At 44.1% G+C, this 19,171-nt stretch carries 17 protein-coding genes and 1 pseudogene; 7 read left to right on the forward strand and 11 right to left on the reverse strand.

All coding sequences use genetic code 11. From position 1 onward, the window contains the following. Positions 1–800 (reverse strand): annotated as a pseudogene (locus QUB39_RS29135) (IS630 family transposase); the annotation flags it as partial. A 260-nt stretch (positions 801–1,060) separates the two neighbouring features. Between QUB39_RS29135 and QUB39_RS29140 the strand changes: the two are divergent. Then, positions 1,061–1,891 carry a hypothetical protein gene (locus tag QUB39_RS29140; RefSeq protein ID WP_333212638.1) on the forward strand — a complete coding sequence of 277 codons (831 nt, stop codon included), beginning with the start codon at positions 1,061–1,063 and terminating at the stop codon, positions 1,889–1,891. Position 1,892: 1 nt separating this feature from the next. On the opposite strand, the gene QUB39_RS29145 is transcribed toward QUB39_RS29140, so the two are convergent. The 3 genes from QUB39_RS29145 to acpP form a co-directional block, all read right to left on the reverse strand. After that, entirely contained in the window at positions 1,893–2,333 is a 441-nt protein-coding gene (locus QUB39_RS29145; RefSeq protein ID WP_333058557.1) for a hypothetical protein, read from the reverse strand. 117 nt (positions 2,334–2,450) lie between these two features. Further along, entirely contained in the window at positions 2,451–2,927 is a 477-nt protein-coding gene (locus QUB39_RS29150) for a hypothetical protein (protein WP_333058558.1), read from the reverse strand. A gap of 183 nt (positions 2,928–3,110) precedes the next feature. Continuing rightward, positions 3,111–3,341 (reverse strand): acyl carrier protein, encoded by a 231-nt coding sequence (acpP, locus tag QUB39_RS29155; RefSeq protein WP_333212655.1) that lies wholly within the window; start codon positions 3,339–3,341, stop codon positions 3,111–3,113. A 1,440-nt stretch (positions 3,342–4,781) separates the two neighbouring features. Here acpP and QUB39_RS29160 point away from each other — a divergent pair. After that, complete coding sequence (locus QUB39_RS29160; RefSeq protein WP_333212640.1) at positions 4,782–7,385, forward strand: dynamin family protein; 2,604 nt, start codon at positions 4,782–4,784, stop codon at positions 7,383–7,385. 90 nt (positions 7,386–7,475) lie between these two features. Here QUB39_RS29160 and aroF read toward each other — a convergent pair whose 3' ends face one another. The 6 genes from aroF to QUB39_RS29190 form a co-directional block, all read right to left on the reverse strand. Continuing rightward, complete coding sequence (gene aroF / locus QUB39_RS29165; protein WP_333212642.1) at positions 7,476–8,537, reverse strand: 3-deoxy-7-phosphoheptulonate synthase; 1,062 nt, start codon at positions 8,535–8,537, stop codon at positions 7,476–7,478. Positions 8,538–8,748: 211 nt separating this feature from the next. Next, positions 8,749–9,222 carry a PAM68 family protein gene (locus QUB39_RS29170; protein WP_333058252.1) on the reverse strand — a complete coding sequence of 158 codons (474 nt, stop codon included), beginning with the start codon at positions 9,220–9,222 and terminating at the stop codon, positions 8,749–8,751. A 95-nt stretch (positions 9,223–9,317) separates the two neighbouring features. After that, entirely contained in the window at positions 9,318–9,587 is a 270-nt protein-coding gene (gene rpsO, locus QUB39_RS29175) for a 30S ribosomal protein S15 (RefSeq protein WP_015174482.1), read from the reverse strand. Between the two features lie 250 nt (positions 9,588–9,837). Beyond that, positions 9,838–10,461, reverse strand: a complete 624-nt coding sequence (gene ruvA / locus QUB39_RS29180; RefSeq protein WP_333212644.1) for a Holliday junction branch migration protein RuvA — start codon at positions 10,459–10,461, stop codon at positions 9,838–9,840. Between the two features lie 345 nt (positions 10,462–10,806). Further along, a complete protein-coding gene (locus tag QUB39_RS29185) occupies positions 10,807–11,055 on the reverse strand; it encodes a type II toxin-antitoxin system RelN family antitoxin (RefSeq protein WP_333058254.1) in 249 nt (82 codons plus the stop codon). A gap of 234 nt (positions 11,056–11,289) precedes the next feature. Beyond that, positions 11,290–13,926: an AAA-like domain-containing protein gene (locus QUB39_RS29190; RefSeq protein ID WP_333058255.1), complete on the reverse strand. Its 2,637-nt coding sequence runs from the start codon at positions 13,924–13,926 to the stop codon at positions 11,290–11,292. A 1,076-nt stretch (positions 13,927–15,002) separates the two neighbouring features. Here QUB39_RS29190 and QUB39_RS29195 point away from each other — a divergent pair. Then, positions 15,003–15,212, forward strand: a complete 210-nt coding sequence (locus tag QUB39_RS29195) for a hypothetical protein (RefSeq protein WP_333058256.1) — start codon at positions 15,003–15,005, stop codon at positions 15,210–15,212. A 276-nt stretch (positions 15,213–15,488) separates the two neighbouring features. Then, positions 15,489–16,061 carry a hypothetical protein gene (locus tag QUB39_RS29200; RefSeq protein WP_333058257.1) on the forward strand — a complete coding sequence of 191 codons (573 nt, stop codon included), beginning with the start codon at positions 15,489–15,491 and terminating at the stop codon, positions 16,059–16,061. 39 nt (positions 16,062–16,100) lie between these two features. Here QUB39_RS29200 and QUB39_RS29205 read toward each other — a convergent pair whose 3' ends face one another. Next, entirely contained in the window at positions 16,101–16,298 is a 198-nt protein-coding gene (locus QUB39_RS29205; protein WP_333212647.1) for a hypothetical protein, read from the reverse strand. Between QUB39_RS29205 and QUB39_RS29210 the strand changes: the two genes are divergently transcribed. The 3 genes from QUB39_RS29210 (at position 16,297) to QUB39_RS29220 (ending at position 19,124) form a co-directional block, all read left to right on the forward strand. Beyond that, on the forward strand, positions 16,297–17,013 hold the full coding sequence (locus QUB39_RS29210; RefSeq protein ID WP_333212649.1) for a GUN4 N-terminal ARM-like repeat domain-containing protein: 717 nt from the start codon (positions 16,297–16,299) through the stop codon (positions 17,011–17,013). The genes QUB39_RS29205 and QUB39_RS29210 overlap by 2 nt on opposite strands. A 356-nt stretch (positions 17,014–17,369) precedes the next feature. Further along, the gene (locus tag QUB39_RS29215) at positions 17,370–17,930 is read left to right on the forward strand and encodes a Uma2 family endonuclease (RefSeq protein WP_333212651.1); all 561 of its coding nucleotides are present in this window, start codon (positions 17,370–17,372) and stop codon (positions 17,928–17,930) included. A 99-nt stretch (positions 17,931–18,029) separates the two neighbouring features. Continuing rightward, complete coding sequence (locus tag QUB39_RS29220; RefSeq protein WP_333212653.1) at positions 18,030–19,124, forward strand: HEAT repeat domain-containing protein; 1,095 nt, start codon at positions 18,030–18,032, stop codon at positions 19,122–19,124. Positions 19,125–19,171: the final 47 nt, after the last annotated feature.

The following is a 19,171-nucleotide window of genomic DNA, read 5'->3' on the forward strand; positions in this document are numbered from 1 at the left end:
GACGCATACATTTTAGCTCTCTTTAATGCACTAAAATCATGCTCAATATCATTTAAGTCAGGAGAGTATTTTGGTAACAATATTATCTGATGACCTGCCTCCTCCACCAGGAGCCTAATTGCTGTCTTACGATGAATCGGTGCATTATCCATGATTAATATTGATGGTATTGTTAAAGATGGCAATAAATATAAAGCTAACCACCCTTCAAAACTTTCTGCATTAAAGCGGACTGTAAAGACCATAGGTGCAATCAAGTCCTTGTTTCCTTTTCTTCTTCCTGCTACTAAATTTTCTCTTTTTCCGCGTTTTCCTTGTCTCTCCCCATATACTTTTCTCCCTTTTTTTGACCACGCATAAACACAAGCATGAAACTCTTCAAACCCTGACTCATCAATAAATACAAGGCTTTTACTCCCATGAGCTTTAATTAAATTTCTCAGTGTTTGGTAGTATTGTATTCTTTCTTCTCTATTCCTTTCTCTATAACGAAATTCTTTTTTTTTTCTCGTAATTTTCATTTTCTTTAAGGCATAGCATATGGCACTCGCTCTCACCCCGAATTTCCTTGCTCTTTCTATTAATCTTGCTTCGGGATTTTCTTCTACATCTTTTCTGAGCATTTCCCAGTCTATCTTTCGCTCACGGTGTTATACCTTAGTGGCTCGAAGGTCTTCCCTCCCTAGCCATCTGTATATTGTTGCTCTTCCTACTTTAAACAGGGCGGCGGCTTTGGTTATACCCCCTCCATTTTCCACATAATCCACTACTCTTTTTCTTAAATCTAGACTGTCTGCCATTTTTCGGCTCCGAGTTAACAATTTTTCTGGATTTTACATCATCTTGCATTTGTCTCACATTTATTTGAAATGACTATAAATTTAAAAATTTGCCCAAAAAAATGGTTTGATCCGCTATTGGTAGAGGCTTTGTGCGCAGTGTGCACCCTACAGACTCGATCGCACTTTTTAATTCTGACAATCACCCCGATCGAGCTTTGATGGTTTGGATTAAATAATTGTGCTACAAATGAACTATTCAACTTCGCGGCTAACCTAAAATGTTCACTCCGTCAGACAGAGTGCGGCTTATGAAGGAAATGCGGAAATCTCCAGAAGGAGACTTGCTGCCTAAATGGGAGGCGGCTTCGCAGTGGCTGTCTCGGTTTGAAGATAGCGATGATTGGTCGATCGCCCTGATGGACTGCGATCGCACTCCTTGCGTTACAATTGGTTTTGTTTTGGAGTGCGTGTGGCGATCGCACTGGGTGACATTTGATGAAGCAGACGGATATCAGCGCTTGCTGGCAGGATTTAACGAAATTCCCGAACCATTGCCCGCTGTTGGTACTCCCAAAAGTTACTCGCGGGGGGCGTGGGTTTTTGAAGCTCAACCGCGCCATCAACGCCGCCAAACGCTTGTTGAAAGGCGAGGCGGTAGAAATAAAAAATTTCGACAAAATGCACCTGCACCGCGCGTGGATTTGTCGCTAGCTGTCGGAGAATGTACGCCGCAGCAGTTGATGGAAGCGCTGATGATGCAAAATGGACGCTGGAATAATTTCGACCCGGAACCGATTTTAACCGATCTATATCAGAACAGAGATTTGTGGCTGAATTTTATGATGCTGCCGCTGATTGCGGAGGATGAAAATAGCGGTAGGCTTTACAGTAATTTGGGTTTATTGCTGCGAGATTTGGACGATCGCTGGCACGCTGATACGCTTTATATTTGGAGTAGGGATGATGATTGCGTTTACCCGCTGGTTGATTTTGGGAAGACTTGGATGGCGGATGATGTGCAAGTGATGGATCGCGATCGGGCATCTGTGTTTATTGGTTATGGGGGTTATGAAAATCCGCCGCCTGTTGTGGTTTACTGGTGGGATTAAATCACTTTTTTTCCCCATTACGACCCAAAAATTTAGCTGTTTTACGATCTAAAAACTTAGCCCCTGCTGATACAATCGTTTGGTCTTGTTCATGAGAATTGACATCTTCCTGTTTGTTTACTTCTTTCAATTTACGACCCAAAAATTTAGCTCCTCTACGACCGACAAACTTAGCTCCTGCTGATAAAATGCTTTGGTCTTGTTCCTGAGAATTGTTTGGGTTTTGGAGTTCTTGTTTGTCTCTCCCAAAACTAGCAATAAATTCAAAAGCTGGCATCAAGCCTACTAGCAATATTAGCACAACCAAAAATATGGGAATCAGCAATAATCCCAGCAATAGTACAACTCCCTTACCCTTCAGACTAACCAAGATGATGGTGATAATTTTCTCCCACCAAGAACAGCCCCAGCGTCCACAAAATTCTGCCAAAATTAGTTGCATTAGATTTTTACTCCTTAAACTGTATGTCCCTAAGTTTTTTGTTTTTACCGCGCTTTGTGCTTTCCTCAAAAGAAGAGCGATCGCACTTTGGTAGAAATAGCGATCGACCTGGTAAATTTAGCTAAGTATGAATCTATTTGGCAAAGAAGGCGGTGGTGGGGGAGACTGAGAATGTCGGGGCATATAGCTCGGTTTGGGACGACAAGCTTCTATAATTTCGTTACGAAACTGGTTGACTTTATCATTTTTTGTACAAAACAGAATGAGATTACTACTACTCGTGTAAATGGCAATATAACGCTGTTTTACAACAAAAGCCAACACAATGAAGATAATACCAATGAAGAATAAGCCGAGGGTTAGAATTCCGAGTCCGAGCAGCCACCAAGTACAGCCTTCCCCTATTTCAACTGCTTTGACATTTTGAATGGGAATGACAATTTCTTTGATTTCTAACCCAAAAAATGAAGTGAAATTTCCTTGTAAGGTGTCCCCAACAATTTTAAGAGTTCCTGTACCGCTGGTTCGGACGGGAACTGCACCGACTAATTGACCGGGAATTCCGCTGATTTGGGTAACTGATTTAGACTTCATTTTTTTTGATGTTTGTTGTAATAATGAAAATGACATTGGTCGTACAATTTTTGGTAGGGACATGGGCTTTGGCCGTGTCCTTACACCGATCGCTCTGGTGAGTTGGTATTACATGAAAGCTTGAAGTCTTTCTAGTGCTTTCTTCTGTTTAAGGAATTTGAACTTGGTTACTGTCTTTGCTTTTTAAACAGCAACTTTTTTGTAAATGTAATCAACAGCCTGTTGAACTGTTTCTATGTTCTCCGCAGCTTCATCGGGAATTTCAATGTCGAATTCCTCCTCAATGGCCATAATTAGCTCTACTGCATCGAGAGAATCGGCTCCTAAATCCTTGGCAAAATTAGCGTTTATGGTGACTTTACTTGCCTCAAATTCTAGTTGCTTGGCAACAACGGCTTTGAGTTTTTCATAAATTTGCTGCTTAACCTTATCGCTTGGGAAAGATTCTGCAACAACGGTAGCAGTAGCAGTATTATTCGTAGTTTCATCAGAATCTAATTCTAATTCCTCTTCGGATTCATCCCGGACTTTGAAGTACCAAAATAGATTAGCCACAGCCAAATCAGAGGCTTTTTCCAAATTCGACGATACTAAACTTGTATGACCCCCTAGTTCCCCTTGTTCAATGATATAATCTTCATACTCTTCACGTCGCTGCCGATCGAGCATCCATTCCAGTTGAGTGCGAAGCGCGTAAAAATGAGACTTCGGCTTCAAATTTTCATAAAATAACTGTTCCTCTGGGATTGCTAAAGCTGTTGCGGCTGAGTTTTTCTCCACCTTAACAGCAGAGTCAGATTTACTAAAATCAGCACTTTGCAACTGTTTTAATTCACTTGGCGGTAAAGCTTTCATCCATTCAATCTGATTTTGCCAAGTCTCTAATAAAACTAAATCGCGATCGTGAATGCACGTAATTTCAGGAAAAAGAAAGTCAAGCTCTTCGTCTGAGTCACAACAGTGTATAATACCGAGGCTATCTTGACGGATTTGTTGTTGAAGTTGAGAAATACGATCGCCCGCAGCCCCATACTCATTTTGCACCTGATAAGTCGCAATAATACTTTGTTCGATCGTCCAACTGCACTCTAACCGCCGCAACTGTCCCGCCGCACAGGTTTCTGACAACAACTGCGGATTTCTGTAATCAGCTAAAGCCTCAAACAACATCCCTCGCGCTGCATCAATTTCAGCATTGCGGCGATTAATATCTTGCAGTTGCAAAGCCGATCGCATTCGTTGAATTGCTTGATTAAATAACCCGTAAGCCCGCACTAAGACTAGGCGATGGTTCTCAAATTTTATATCTGCAACCACTTCGGAAATTAATTGCTTAATTTCGGCGCCTTGGCCTTTCAAAAGTTGTTCTAAATTGATGAAACCATTTTCTACTTTAACTTCCAGCCTTTCTACTGCTTTTTTTAGTTTCAAAGTCTGGTGCAAATTCACCGCCGACAAGGCTACCCCAGCCGCAACTCCCACACCAATGACGGCTGTTGTCGCTTGCAGCACGCCCAAACTGGTTTGGACGGCTTGAAAGCCCATGTGGTTTTGGTACATCTGCAAGCCTCCCATTGCAAGCTGCACGGGAGACACTAACGGCGATAGGGGGCTGTTGTTGACCACCGCGCCAACGGCGTGGGCCGCAAACTCTCCCGTTGCTGCATCTCTCGCCATGCCGATCGGCACTCCGGCAGATGTAAAAACTTGTACATACTTGCCAGCCTCGATCGCAGCCTGTACCGCTGCGGGAAATACAAAGTTCATCATTACTTTTTACCCCGGTAGCATACCAAAGAATAACTTATCTCTTATGATAGATTAAATAAAAAAAATTATAAATAGACGCCGAAAATGGACACTTCACTAATTAGTTCACAAACGGTTGAGCTTATTTCCCGACTGACAGGGCAAAGCCTCCGAAAAGAGGATATTACTCCGCCTGTGCTTTTCCTGGCGGGGCTGATAACGGTGTTGCTGGGAGTCATTCATGCCGACGGTACGGTAAGTGCTGAGGAAACGCAGCGATTGCGGACAACTTTTACGGAACTTATTCCCGCTAACAACAATTTGCGCCCATTGGTAATGCCGATGGTTAAGAGCGTGCGGGAACAGCAAGTTTACAAGAAATTGACCGCGTTGCTGGCGCTGACAGCGTGTTTTTCTGAGGAGGAAAAACTGCTGCTGATTAGTTTTGGGTATCAAATGTCGGCGGCAGATGGGACAATAGATAAACGCGAAAAAGAGTATTTGACGATTGTCGCCAACAAACTCGGAATCGCTGGGCGATTTTTGACTGTTTTGGAAGCCAGTTTTAGCAGTCAAGCAATAAGCGATACAGCAGCTTTAACAGAACTCCACTCGTTACTAGATCCAGCGCAATTTCAATCTCTCGATTCTATGTTTGTCCGTGCTGCCAGTCACATTATCGGACATTTACCAGCAAAACCGAAACACAAAACAAATCAAAAACAGTCAGTTTCGTCCTATCAAGAGTTGAAAAAATTTCAACTGTACCGACAACAACTGGATGCTGTTTGTGGAAAACTATGTTTAACTCTGCAAGATGGAAGCGATCGCAACGTGCTATCTCCTACTTTAGCAGAAGAAGTAACGAAAGTATCTCAAAGATTGCAATCTCCATGTTTTCGCGTTGCTGTTGTCGGCGAATTTAGTAAAGGTAAATCAACCTTACTAAATGCTTTACTCGGTGAGGAAATCCAACCAGTGCGCGATATTCCCTGTAGCGGTAATGTGACCATTTTGAAATATGGTTCACAGCGCCGGGTTATTTGTCGCTACAAAAATGGACGAGAGGAAGAAATTCCACCTGCACAATATCAAGAGAAAGCTTCGATTTCGGAAGAAGCCGCTTATGGTTCTTATGCCGATGAAGAAATTGCCAAGTCGGAAATTGCCGAAATCGTTTTTGAACATCCCGACTTAGAGTTGTGCCGCAATGGGGTAGAAATTATTGATTCTCCTGGGTTGAACGAACAAGCCGAACGCACATTAGTCACCCAACAGGTTCTCAAAACAACTGATGCGGTTATTTTCTTAACTCATGCTCAAAATGCTTTAACGGAGAAAGAGCGGGAACTGCTTTTGTACTTGAAAAAAGAACTCAATTATGGCAATAACGAAGGCGCGGGTAATATTTTTATGGTAGTTAATTTTTTCGATTTGCTGCGGCGGGAAGAGAGTCGCCAGCAGGTACGAAAAAGGGTAGAAACGATTGTTAAGAGTCAAAATTTGATTGCTGGTGAAAACCGGATTCATTTTATTTCTGCTCAATCTGCATTGGAGGCGATTTTAGAAGGAAATGAAAATGATGATTATCTAAAATCTTTTCAGGGTTTTACTGATTCGATTGAGAAATTTCTGACTGTTGAACGGGGGGCGATCGCACTTCGGCAGTCCGCCGCCGGAATTAAGCAAATTATTGACACTGGTTGTGAGGAATTGAATCAATGGGAGGAAATGTTAGAGGGAAAATTGACAGTTGATCAAGGAGATAAGCAGAAAATATTTGAACAAATGGCGGAAGTAAGCGGTCGCGAGGTTAAAATTAGATTTTTAGCTAATGAATTGATGGAGCAGTCTTTAGAAGAAGCTATTGAATCTTGGCATAAATGGGCGGAAGGATTGGGACAACGTTTGGGATCAAAAAGTCATCGCTGGACTTCCGGACATAACCATATTTGGAGTCAAAACAAATTGATTAAAGATTATTCTAATCAATTTGTCCTAGACATGACCAAAGAAATAGAAGATTGGGCAAGTCAAAAAGTCAAAGCAATTTTACAACAAAATGTGGCTGTTTTAAATAACCAAATCAATGAAGATATTTATGCAATTCGGCTGGAGTTTCAAAATTTCGATAAGCAACTGAGTAGTAACCTTGTCAGTCAATTTAATAATTTGGCGATCGCAGGTGATCTGGGCGGAATTGGGATCGGTGGAAGCGGTATCGCTTCATCGATCTCAGATATTGGAGGTCCTGGAGGTTATCTTGGCGGTTTAGGCCTTGGTGGATTAGTAGCGGCGGGATTGCTGTTTGGAGGAGTTGGTATTATTCCAATTATTTTGGGTGCCTTAGCTGCTGGTGGAGGTGGTGCATTTGGATTGGGAATGCTAGATGTTGATGGAATTCATAACCAGATTAAGGAAAAAGTTTGTGAATTAGGCTTTGAGAAATTTGGTGAATCGGCAGAGTCTATTTTTGAGAAGGTACAAGAAAGAGTTATTGCAGTATTTAACGATCGCGCTGATGCGAATAGCGATGCGATGTCAAAAGCGATCTCGCTGTGGGAAAATTTATTAGAACAGCAGGAAAAGCGCGATCGCCAAAATCAAGCAGAATGCGAGTCCCAAAAAGTGTGGCTGGCTGACAAACGTCGAGAACTCGAACAAGTAAAAAATCAAATTGAAACAATCTTAAATCAAAGTGCTCGCTAATTCAATGAGTAACGGGTAAGCGCAAAAAAACCATAGTACCTTGTGAATACTATGGTTTTTTTGGCGATAACCTACTTATTACTGGTGTTTCTATGCCAAAACAGGCACCGGCTGCGGCCAACGTCCCATGACTTTACCAATCACCGCCAATTCTTCCATCAACTTGTCGAACTGATCCGGTGTTAAAGATTGCGGCCCGTCAGACAAAGCTTTTTTGGGATTCGGGTGCACTTCAATCATCAGCGAATCTGTACCAGAGGCGATCGAAGCAAACGCCATCGAAGGTACAAACTGCGCCCAACCGGTGCCGTGACTGGGGTCAACCATAACCGGTAAGTGAGTCAGAGTCCGCAATACTGGTACTGCCGACAAATCGAGGGTATTGCGTGTATATTGCCTGTCATACCCGCGAATTCCGCGCTCGCACAAAATCACGTTCGGATTGCCAGAAGCCATGATATACTCCGCAGCCATCAACCATTCTTCAATGGTGGCGGAGATGCCGCGCTTCAGCAAAACGGGTTTGTCTTGAGCTCCGACTTTCTTCAACAGTGAGAAATTCTGCATATTTCTCGCCCCGACTTGTACCACGTCGGCTACTTCCACGATCGCACTTAAGTCCGCCGCATCCATAACTTCCGTAATAATTCCCAAACCGCTAGCTTCCCGCGCCGCAGCTAGCAATCCCAAAGCACTCTCGCCGTGGCCTTGGAAAGCATAGGGGGAAGTTCTCGGTTTGTACGCGCCACCACGGAGAAAATGAGCTCCAGCAGCTTTGACGCGCATTGCCGTTTCGACAATCATTTCTTCGTTTTCGACTGAGCAAGGGCCTGCTACGATCGCGATCGGGTGATGCAAGCCGATCGTTACAGTTCCTAAAGGAGTAGCAACCGTTACTTCGCTGGGTTCTCCTTGGCGATATTCCAGAGAAGCGCGTTTGTAGGGTTTTTCCACGCGCAGAACTTCTTCAATCCAGGTGCTCATTTCGCGCAGTTGCATCGGTTCGAGCTCAACTGTGTCGCCCACCAAACCCATCACGGTTTTGTAACGGCCGACGATTTTTTCTGGTATCAAACCCCAGCTAGTGCGGAGCTCTTCGTCGATGCGATCGATCTCGGCTTCTGGAGTGCCGGCTTTCATTACTATAATCATATTTTTTTTGCCTGTTTAGTTGGGCTAGAAACGGATGATGACTCTGATGCACTGAGAAAATAGATGCAATGGCGATCGAGAATCTATTTATATCAGTATTATTAGCATTGTTGTGGGGCGGGTTCTTGTTCCCTCCCCAAAAACAAATTCTAGATGGTTAACATTTTAGTTGTTAGCTAATGACTAATGACTAATAACTAATAACTAATGACTAACTTTTTGGCTTCGCGGCGCGCCACGCTTCTCGCATCCGTCCAAAATTGGTATTAAATTCTTCCCACCCCAGAGTGCTTCCTGAAACTTCTTCATCCCAGGAAGCTGAGAGGACTCCGTAGCTTAATCCCAGAACGCCTAGACCAAAACAGCCCATGCTTACCAGCAATACTGCTGTGTTGGGCAAATCAAACAAGCCTTTGCTGACTATCAAATAGCTGACAAAAAATGTGGAAATTCCCAGGATTGTCGGTATGCCGCAGAATACCGCTATGCGAGATATCATGCGTTGGCTGACTACTTCTGGGATGGATTGCGCCTGTTTTCCGGTTTTGTTAGCTTTCGGCTGCTTGTCGGCAGAATCCGACTCTAAGGCTATGCTTGCTTGGGGTTCTGGGGGCTTTTTAGGCGTTTTTTTACGATTTGTTGCCGGTTCAAAGGGCAAGCGCTTGCGGGGTGGTTCGGAGGACATATTTTATCTCTGACCTGAAATCTCGAACATTTTTCAATAAGTCTTGGTGTTTGTCCAAGATTAAAGAATATTGTCGCAAATTTTGGCTTTGGTGTTTAGCCGCGAATGCCTAGACGGGCAATCAATGCTTTGTAGCGATCGGCATTTTGCTTTTGGATGTATGCCAGCAGGCGCTTGCGGCGGCTGATCATCATCATCAAACCGCGCCGGGAGGCGAAGTCTTTTTGGTTGATTTTCAGGTGGGCGCTGAGTTTGGTGATGCGATCGGTCAGCATGGCGACTTGGACATCTGCTGAACCGGTATCGGTTTCATGGGTTTGGAAGTCGCCCATGATTTCTTGTTTGCGCTGTTGTGTAAGAGCCATGAATTGATTTTAGTTTTTTTTGTACGATTGTCACAATCTCCTATGTTATCACAGGGGAAGCATAATAACGATAAAATTTTTGCTAAGGATGGGTTTGTTTTTTGAGCAGAATAGACTTGAATTGCAAACATACTTAGGACGGGCGGGACGCCCATCCCACAGGAAAAAAAATTGTGGGATGGGCGTCCCGCCCGTCCAGGGTTTTTATTCCCGGCGGCTAGATATTGTAGGGGATTATCATTGTAGGCAATTATCGGCTCAAATAGGCGATCGCCTCACGTATCCAATCCTCCGCATCACCTTTGGCGGACAAAGTGCTGTCTTGACTGAGGGTTTGCAGCGCTTGCAAGACTTCAGCCCCAGTGTATCCCATCGCCAGCAGGATCATCTCGACTTCTTCTTGAATAGCTGGGGGGACTCCGGCCGCGACTGAAGCTGTCAAACCTGCTTGCTGGCGCCATTCCGAGAGTTTGCTTTTGAGTTCCAGGGCGAGACGTTCTGCGGTTTTTGTACCGACGCCCGGTGTTTTGGCGAGGATGCGGGTGTTACCGCCGACGATCGCCTGGACTAAATCTTGCAATCCTAAAGTATCAAGAAGTGCGATCGCCAGTTGAGCACCCACACCGCTGACACTCGTCAACTGCCGAAACAAATCGCGTTCTGCCGCGCTGCCAAAACCGTACAATACGATTTGGTCTTCCTTAACTTGCTGGTGGGTAAAAATTTGGGCGACTTCGCCGGATGCTGGCAATTGACCGGTCACGCGGGGCAAAATTTGGATTTCATAGCCGATGTGATTGACTTCCAGAGTCAATATGACGCGGTTGCTGCCTTTGGCGATATCGGCTACTGTGCCTTTGAGATAGCTAATCATAGAATTAATAATACACCGCTATTCGTTTTCGTCAAACTCTGCGATGATGCTGCGGATTTCGTTGAGGCTGATATCTGTTCGATCTGACATCTTGCACCATTCTCAATTAGCCTTTTAGGAACAGGCTTTCCGGCCTGTTCCACAAGAAAATCTACTTTTTGTGGAACGGGCATCTTGCCCGTCCTTGAGAATAGTGCAAGATGTGAGTTTGATCGGATTTTGAGTAAATGGTTAACAAAAGTACGATCGACGGCTATTGAACTTGATTGAGCGTGTGATCGTCTAAAATCTAAAATCTAAAATCTAAAATCTAAAATCTAAAATCTAAAATCTAAAATCTAAAATCTAAAATCGATCGATGCCCTCCCACATTTGAGAAAGAGGTATTCGCTGTCGGGTTTTAGCTTCCTGGAATGCCCTTTTGAGACTAGCTTTTACTTCTGCAACTGGAGTATCGTCGGGGTCGTCTTCAGCTTCATCTGTAGGTTCGGGAAGAAGAACGATGATTCGCACGCGGCCGGGAGTTTCTGCGGTTAAAGGTCGATCGAGCAATAATTGACCGAAAGCATCCAGGATACAAGCCCCCGGATTCATTCCGAAAGCAGACTCAGGACCGGTGAAATAAACAACCTGTATCCGATGAAACTTGCCGAACGTATTTATCTCGCGCAAGTCAATGCTAAAATCTAAAATCTAAAATCTAAAATCTAAAATCGATTGACCTTTTTCGTCGATCGTTCCTGTGACTTCAAAGGCTTTCATTTGTTGGTTCTGGATTTTTTTTAATTAATACTATTATATAACCCTGTTCGAGCGATTTTGTTATTCTTAAGCCAAAATAAGCTGCTGTTTAACCAAAGACAAATCCGTCTTACCAAAATTCACAACCAAAGCCACATTGAAATTTTCCAATGATTTGACAAACCACATAATTTCATTAGAAGCTTTACCTTCATAGTGATTAAACAAAATAGAAAATCGCTTTTCCAACTCAGGTTTGACTTTGCCCGAAAGCAGTACAAGTTTCATGAGTAAACCCATTGTCCTGCTGGCGCCGAGGTTGTACACCAAATCGTAAAAAACGTAGTGGCTGGGATGTTGAGAATTTTCCACTACTAAGAAGTTGAACAACTGGTGGCAAGTACGAACTAACAATGGATTATTGAATTTCACCGAGTCATTTTCTCGCAATGTATTTTTGATTTGTTTGTACAAACGGTCATTAAATTGACGCCCCCCGTATTCTGGTTCTACCGACGATATTAAATATTCATATAAATCCACTTTAAATGAGGCGTAAGATGGAGTTTTTCTGGAATCTCTCAGGAAAAATTGAGCCGCTTCTTTGTAGCTGCGATCGCCTGCTACTTTTCCGGCAAATTCCCTGACCGCTAAGTGCAGTTCTGCATCGTTCAAAAGTGTGGGATTAGCCGCTCGCTGTACAATTCCTATTTCTGTATTTCTCGGCTCAACCATATAATTCAAATATTTAGACAAATGTGTTTCAAATTGTCGCTGTCTTTGAAATGCCAGTTTTTGGATGGTTTGTTGGTCTTCCTCAATGCTGTCCTTGCTCAGTAGAGAATAGCCGTACAAATAAGGATACCGACATATCAATTCGCCCAAAGGAAAATCTGTATCTTGTTGCTGCTGTTCCGCATCTCTATCTAAGGCTTTTACTAAGCGCTCTATAGTCTGGAATTCTTCACTTTTATTAAAAAATTTTATTTGTTCTTGTAAGCGCTTGACTATGTAAAATTCCATCCCGAATCGGGGAGAAGTCTGCTTAAATAAAGATACCAACTTGGCGATCGCGAACTGATTTTGTGATTGCAATTGCCAGCGGTTGATGGGGATGTAGCAGCAGCGGTGGAGCAGATATTTAAAGTCCTGATCCGATCGCTTGACGGAGACTATACTATACAAAGTTGCTTCAATCTCTCGATCGGGATAGCCCATGCCGTCGATAAATAGCTTTCGGAACCGCTCGATCACCTGTGCGGGGGATTCTGTTTCCACGCAGGAGACGATGTGATCGTACAATCTCTGTTCGTTGCTGCCAGTTGGAATACTATCTGAGGGCGGGGTGAGGATGGGGCTGTCTGCATCTGTGTCTATGCTGCTGTCTGCAACTTGTGCGACAACGACTGTGGGTTTTTCCCCAAAAGTTCGATCGGGATTCAAGAACCAATAGTGTTCTTGGCTTAATTGTTTGTCCTCCGCCCAATCCAAAGCTGACTGCAAACTTTCCCCTGTCAATAACAGTGATTCATCTTCGCGGTCTGAAGCCAGCCATGCTGCTAGGGCCAAGCGGTAAGGAGCCAATTTTCCCAGCTCTTTTTCCACCCAGAACTGATTAAAAACTGACTGATAAATTAGGTTGGAAACTATTAATTTACCCTCAAATTTAACAACCAGTCCTGACAGTTGCAATTCGAGTTTTTCGGGAGAGTAATCTGCTGGTACTCCCTGGGATTCTCCCGGTTTTGTTGCCTTGGGCGGTTGCAAAGCTTGCTGGTACAGCGTTAACAGCCGCGTGAGGTCGCAGTGGTTATGGAAAATGCGATCGCGTATAGGTATCAAATGTTGGGGTTCGTCTTCTTCTTCCCAATTTTTAATAATTCTGTGTTTGACCAGTTTTTCAACCTGCTGAGCTTCCGAATTTCTGCCAATAAAAGGCCCGTATTCAAGTACCAAGTGGCAAACTTTTTGAGTTAGAAACGGTTGCCCGCCCGTCCAAGCTAATATTTCTTGGAGGACTTTTTGGGGGCGAAAAGCTTTCAGGGCTAATCCTTTTGCTAGCGGCAAACTTTCCTGCAGTTGGAATCGACTTAAATGAATTTGCCGTCCAACATTAAAAGGGTTGCATCTTGGATCTCGGATCAATTCTGAGGGGGCTGCTACTCCCATAACAGCAAAAGTCAGGCGATCGTATTCCGGTTGCTCTGCCCGCTTGGAGTAACAAGCCCGGATCAAAGCAAAAAAATCCTTGGTACTAAAATTTAGGCGGCTGATGCTGTCAATGTCATCTAGAAAAATTACCAGATTTTGCTGAAGTGACTTGAGCAAAACTTTTTCGATAAATATCTCCAATCGCTGCACCGGCGGCAGCAGTTCGCGATCGTTCCACCACTTGATGGCATCAAACCTGTTTGTGATGTGTAAACTGCTTGCCATGCGGTACATGATTCCGCCATACCACTTTTGGGGGGAGATATCTGGGCTGCTGATGCTTCTCAAGTTGATGGCGGCAAAAACTGTACCTTCGGCTTGCAACCTTTTGGCCGTTTGCACTAGCAGGCTGGACTTTCCCATTTGTGGCGAACTCAACACGTAGCAGAAGTCTCCGGCTTTGAGTCCTTCGTAGAGCTCGCTGTCTGCCGATCGCCTGACATAGGTGGGCGCACCGGCAGGCAAATAGCCTCCAACTTGATATTGGTACGTTGAGTTGACGGATGCTGTCATCTGGGAATTCATCAAGATTTTACGCCCCTATGCTGTGCGATCGAAAGGTTACAAATTGGAGTTATGGCCCGCTGATACCATTTTAGATTTTAGATTTTAGATTTTAGATTGGGCAATGACTTATTCAATAAGGGTTTGGAGTTTGCCTGTTGCATTTGGATTGTTTTTTTTTTATCGGCCTTACTATGGTGGAAAATTTTTTGTTCTTCTTTCTCTATTGTCTACTAGGTCAGCTTTCTTCTCGTCAATCTTTACCGTATCTTTGCAAGCGTTCGCCCCAAATCCTATGATCGGCGCAATTGTACCCCGCCACTTGATTTTTTACACTCGTTCACATAATTGATGAATTTTGACTCGATCGGATTGAAAACGCTAAAACGCCGTTTTTTTCACATTTTTTTTACAATAATACTTTAAAATTAACCCGGTGGTATGATGTTGGCAGGGAAACTCATAACCACAGCGCCGTCAACCTTCTGCCTTCAGTTGCGCTTGCCGAATGCTGGAGGAAAAGACAGAGCAATGGCTGCCAATAAAAAACCCCAGCGTTTGGCTGAGGACTGCTTGAGTGGGAGATATCGTTAATCTGCGTTTTTTTAGTTGACTTAGATTGCATGGAATTCCATGCTGCTGACTTTCCCCGGGCTTTCGCGTTCGGGGATTCCTAAGAACAAACTTTTCAGGATGCCTCCACAAAAAGTTTAATTCTTAAAGGCGTGGTCAGAAACTGGCTAACCACTCGCTCAACTCTAAAAGTTAAGTCTGTGGCTAATTGTAGAAGATGCGCCCTGATGGCTTAACTACCCGATGGATTAGCACCCTGATGGCATAACTCCCTGATGGATCGACGCCCTGATGGCTTTCGCTCCACTACCCAAAAGATTCGGGTTGGTGGATGATCGTGGACATTAGTAACACGTCACTTCTGGCGTTTCCGATCGCAAGCGGGTGTGCCTGTCTGAATTGATTATGGCAGGCAGATTTATCAGAAGACAAGTGGGCTATTGCATCAACCCATTTCTGACAGATCGGGTGAGCCAAAAAGTGTCAATCTACGCAAATCAGGGTCATCGAACATGAAAAACAGCATCTTAGTATTAGGGGTAATTGCCTCGGCTGGCTTCGGCTTTTTCCAGGCAGGCAGCGCCAGCGCTTCAGCGATCGCCACACAACCTTCATCAGCCAGTAGTTTGACGGCTTGGGAGAGTCGTCCTGACTTTAACTACACTGGAACGAATGAGGATGGGGACCAAGAAGAGGTAAAAACGGGTAAAGGCAGGAAATAATAATTGGCGCCCGGAGTGTGGTTCGCTCTGATGCGGTTGTGGTTGTAGTTGTGGTGCTTGTTGTCCCAACCGCCTCTGATCGAGGTAGTTAAAACTCGATCCCAAGATCAGTCTACCTAATCCCAGGGGTGGTAATCAGTTTCAGAGAACGGTGGATGGGAAAATAAACAGGTAAGGCGAGTCTGTTGGTGGAGTTTCCCCGCCTATCAACTTCCTTACCTTCTGATGTTCGGGATTTGGATCTGGCACAATCGTATTTCATCTCGTAAAAACCCAATGGAAAATACTCTCGAAACTACCCGCAGACAGCGCGTATTGACAAGAACCCAGGAACGGCGTCAGGCGACACCCAAAGAAAAACAGTTGATTCACCTGCTAGCCAATATGGCTTGCAGCTTGATTAAATACGACTACAAACACGCAGCGGGCAAGGGTACTCTCCCGCCTTCGGAAAGCAAGCGTTTAGCGGAATGGCACTACCTGCGAGTTCAGCAAATTCGCCGGATAGAACGTTCATTGGAGCCCGTAGCAACCCTTAAGCGCGTGTACTACAAGAGCATCCTCAGTCCGAGGGATCTGAAGTCTTTGAAACTGCTGTGGCTGGAGGAGGACAAAAACCGTGTCAAACGGGTCGATCCTGACTTGGACGACATCCTCAGCGAAGCTTTGGATCGGGGAGATACTTTAAAACAGCTATTTCACTCGATCGAAGTCAAAGAACGCACCTTTTCTGCAACTCCTAGCCCAGGCGCCGTGCCGCTTTGGGTCAAAGAGTGGGAAGACTCGGAATATGACATAAACTTTTTTCCGCCTTCCTTCCCTGCATGGGTTTCAATCGTGGACGACTAGGTTCAAAAAAACTCTTTGGTATGGCATCGATCGTAAATTTCAGATGGTAGACTTATTTGCGATTGCTGACATTGGCGAAAAGTGTGCGATCGGGCGATCGGCTAAACCAGGCGGTGTGGCGCGCAGGCATCCGAGTACAGAGAAGTGAATCGGAGTCAGTACCATTGTACAATGGGGGAAAACCAGGGCTTCAGCTAATAGCTGATAGCTGATAGCTGATAGCTGATAGTTTCTCATGACTGACTCGATTTCTACTTCTCCTCTAGACTCGGCGGCCGATACAGCCGAACTCCGCTCTCAGTTGAGGTCGGGTTCGGAAAAAGCTCAACTGCAACTGCTGCAACAACAAATAGCAGATTCCGGTTGGGATGTATTGATGGAATTTTTATTAGAGCGCAAGTCAGAGGCACCGACTGCGGTAATGGGTAAGGCTTACCAAATTCTTTACAGTGCTAATTCTCCGAGAGCGACGGAGTTTTTGCAAGCGAATTTTCCGACTGGGGTTGTGCCGCTGCGATCGGACTCTAACATTGATTACACTCCGCTGCAACAATTATTGGCGTTACAGGAATTTCAAGAAGCCGATCGCTTGACTTTAGACAAGCTTTGTGAATTGGCTGGTGAAACAGCTTCTGTGAGAAAGTGGCTGTATTTTACGCAAGTTGAGAGCTTGCCGGTAACGGATTTGCAAACAATTAATACGCTGTGGAAAGTTCATTCCGAAGGCAAATTCGGCTTTTCGGTGCAGCGGGAAATTTGGCTGAGTTCGGGCAAGAATTGGGATAAATTGTGGCCGCTAATTGGCTGGAAGAAGGGGAATAATTGGACGCGATACCCGCAAGAGTTTATTTGGGATTTGAGCGCGCCTAGGGGTCATTTGCCGCTGTCGAATCAGTTGCGGGGAGTGCAGCCGTTTGCAGCTTTGATGGCTCATCCTGCTTGGTTGAAGTGAATGGTTTTGGGGCTTTTGGAGAATGCGGGGCGGGCTGGATAGCCGGCCCCGCTATGGTTTTTGGGGAATTGGGATTTTGATTTCTGAGGCGCAGAAATTCACAGAAATTCACAGGCGGGATGCCTGTTCCACTTTTGGCGTAGAGGGAGAAGGGCGATCGTACTTCTAGGAATGTTGGGAAATTTTGTATAATTGATATTTGATATCATGTCTGGTCGATTACCCTGATTCCGTAGGGGCGGGTTCACCAATAATATTTGCCAAAAACGGACAATCTCACAAACCCGCCCCGGCCAATGTATTATGGGTGAGCGATCGGACATGATAGGAGTTAATTAGCGAGAGGGCTGGGAGTCATGGTAGGCATCGGAACCAAACTCACTTTAGCAGAATTTCTAGCTTTGCCCGACGGAGATATATATTGTGAGTTTGTAGATGGTGAAGCAGTCCCCAAAGTGTCTCCAAAATATTTTCATTCGACTTTACAGTTTACTTTGTGTCGCCTGATTCGTGTATGGTGTAAAGGACGCGGGCGAGTGCTTCCAGAATGGGCAATTTTGTTAAAACGTCAGGATAAAGATTGGGCACCTGTTCCCGATTTAATGTACATTTCTTATGAACGTCTGCCGAAAAGTTGGCGGCGAAATGAAGCTTGTCCCGCAATTCCTGAACTGGTGATTGAGATTATATCGCCCGATCAAAGTATGAAGGAATTTGAAGAGAAGGCGAAAGATTATTTGGCGGCGGGCGTTCCGCGAGTTTGGGTGATAGATCCAGAGGCTATTTTAATTAAAAGTTTTTTGACCGATGGTTCTAGTCAAGTTTATACGGATAATACACTAATTTTGGATGAGTTGCTGCCTGGTTTGGAGTTGACGATTAGACAGATTTTTGAAGAGGCGGAGTTGATTGATTGATTGAGGGCGATCGTACTCTGTGCAAGATATCAGTCGTAGGGTGCGTGACAACGGGAAAACTTTGAAGGAGCGGCGGTGGGTTCCATTTGAAAGAAAGTTATGACTTCAGAATTAACCGACGCCTTAAAGCGAATCTTAAGCTGGATAGAGCGACACGAGCCCTGGTTGATTGAGTATCTATACCCTGGCTTATCAAAAGATGAGATAGATAACTTAGTAAGAGATTTACCAATCCAATTTTCTCCTGAACTCTATGAACTCTATCAGTGGAGAAATGGTGCAGTAGAAGGAGATGAGTGGAAGGAAACAGCTTGGATATTTCATAGTTGGACTTTTAGACCTCTACAAGAAATCGTTGCAGAGCTTGGCCAGGATATCTTCACACATCAAACTATCCAAACAGATAACATAGCCGATGTAGATATAATTAAGCCTTATTGGGAAAGTTTTAAGTATTTAAATATTTTTTATCACATTTTATGGGAAGATAAGGGGTGCGTTTTAATTAATAACATACTAAATTTTTGTCCGATAATTTTTCAGCGACTTGAAGAAGGAGAGTTAACTTTACTTGAAAAGTATACAAGTTTAACCAGTATGATGCTAACCATCGCAGAATGTTATGAAGCAGGAACTTACTTCATAGGGGATTATATTTCTCGCCACCCTGAAAAAGAATATCAAATTTGGCGTAAATATAATTCTCAGATTATAGAATTTGCTCTACAAGCTATTCAGCAAGGCTCTTTGTGTGGTCGGTTTTTTACATATTTCTCCAACGACCTAATCGAATTTAAAGATCCAAGAACTGTGGAGCCTCTAATCCAAGGGTTGCAATTACTCAATCATCAGAATGCAGAGCGATTGAACCAGCAGAATAACGATCCATTTCTCTATTACGATCCCAAAGAAGAGGTAGCCAGAATTTTGGGAGATTTAGGTGATGCTAGAGCTGTGCCTGTTCTAATTGCCACTCTCAAAGACGATTGTCATAATAATTGGGATTACGCAACTAAAGTCAGTGCAGCAAAGGCTCTGGGTCAGATCAAAGATAAACGAGCAACTTACTCTCTCATTGAAGCTTTGCAAGATAACCAGGATGAAGTTCGACAGATGGCAGTTTGGGCGTTAGGTGAAATAGGGGATTTAAGAGCAGTAGACTCCCTAACGGGACTTAAACATAAAATACGATAAAAATAGGTTATAATGCTTACATAGCAAGCATATAACGTTAAAAAATG

Origin of the sequence: Microcoleus sp. AT8-B5 (assembly GCF_036705565.1) — a bacterium.
Lineage (GTDB): Bacteria > Cyanobacteriota > Cyanobacteriia > Cyanobacteriales > Microcoleaceae > Microcoleus.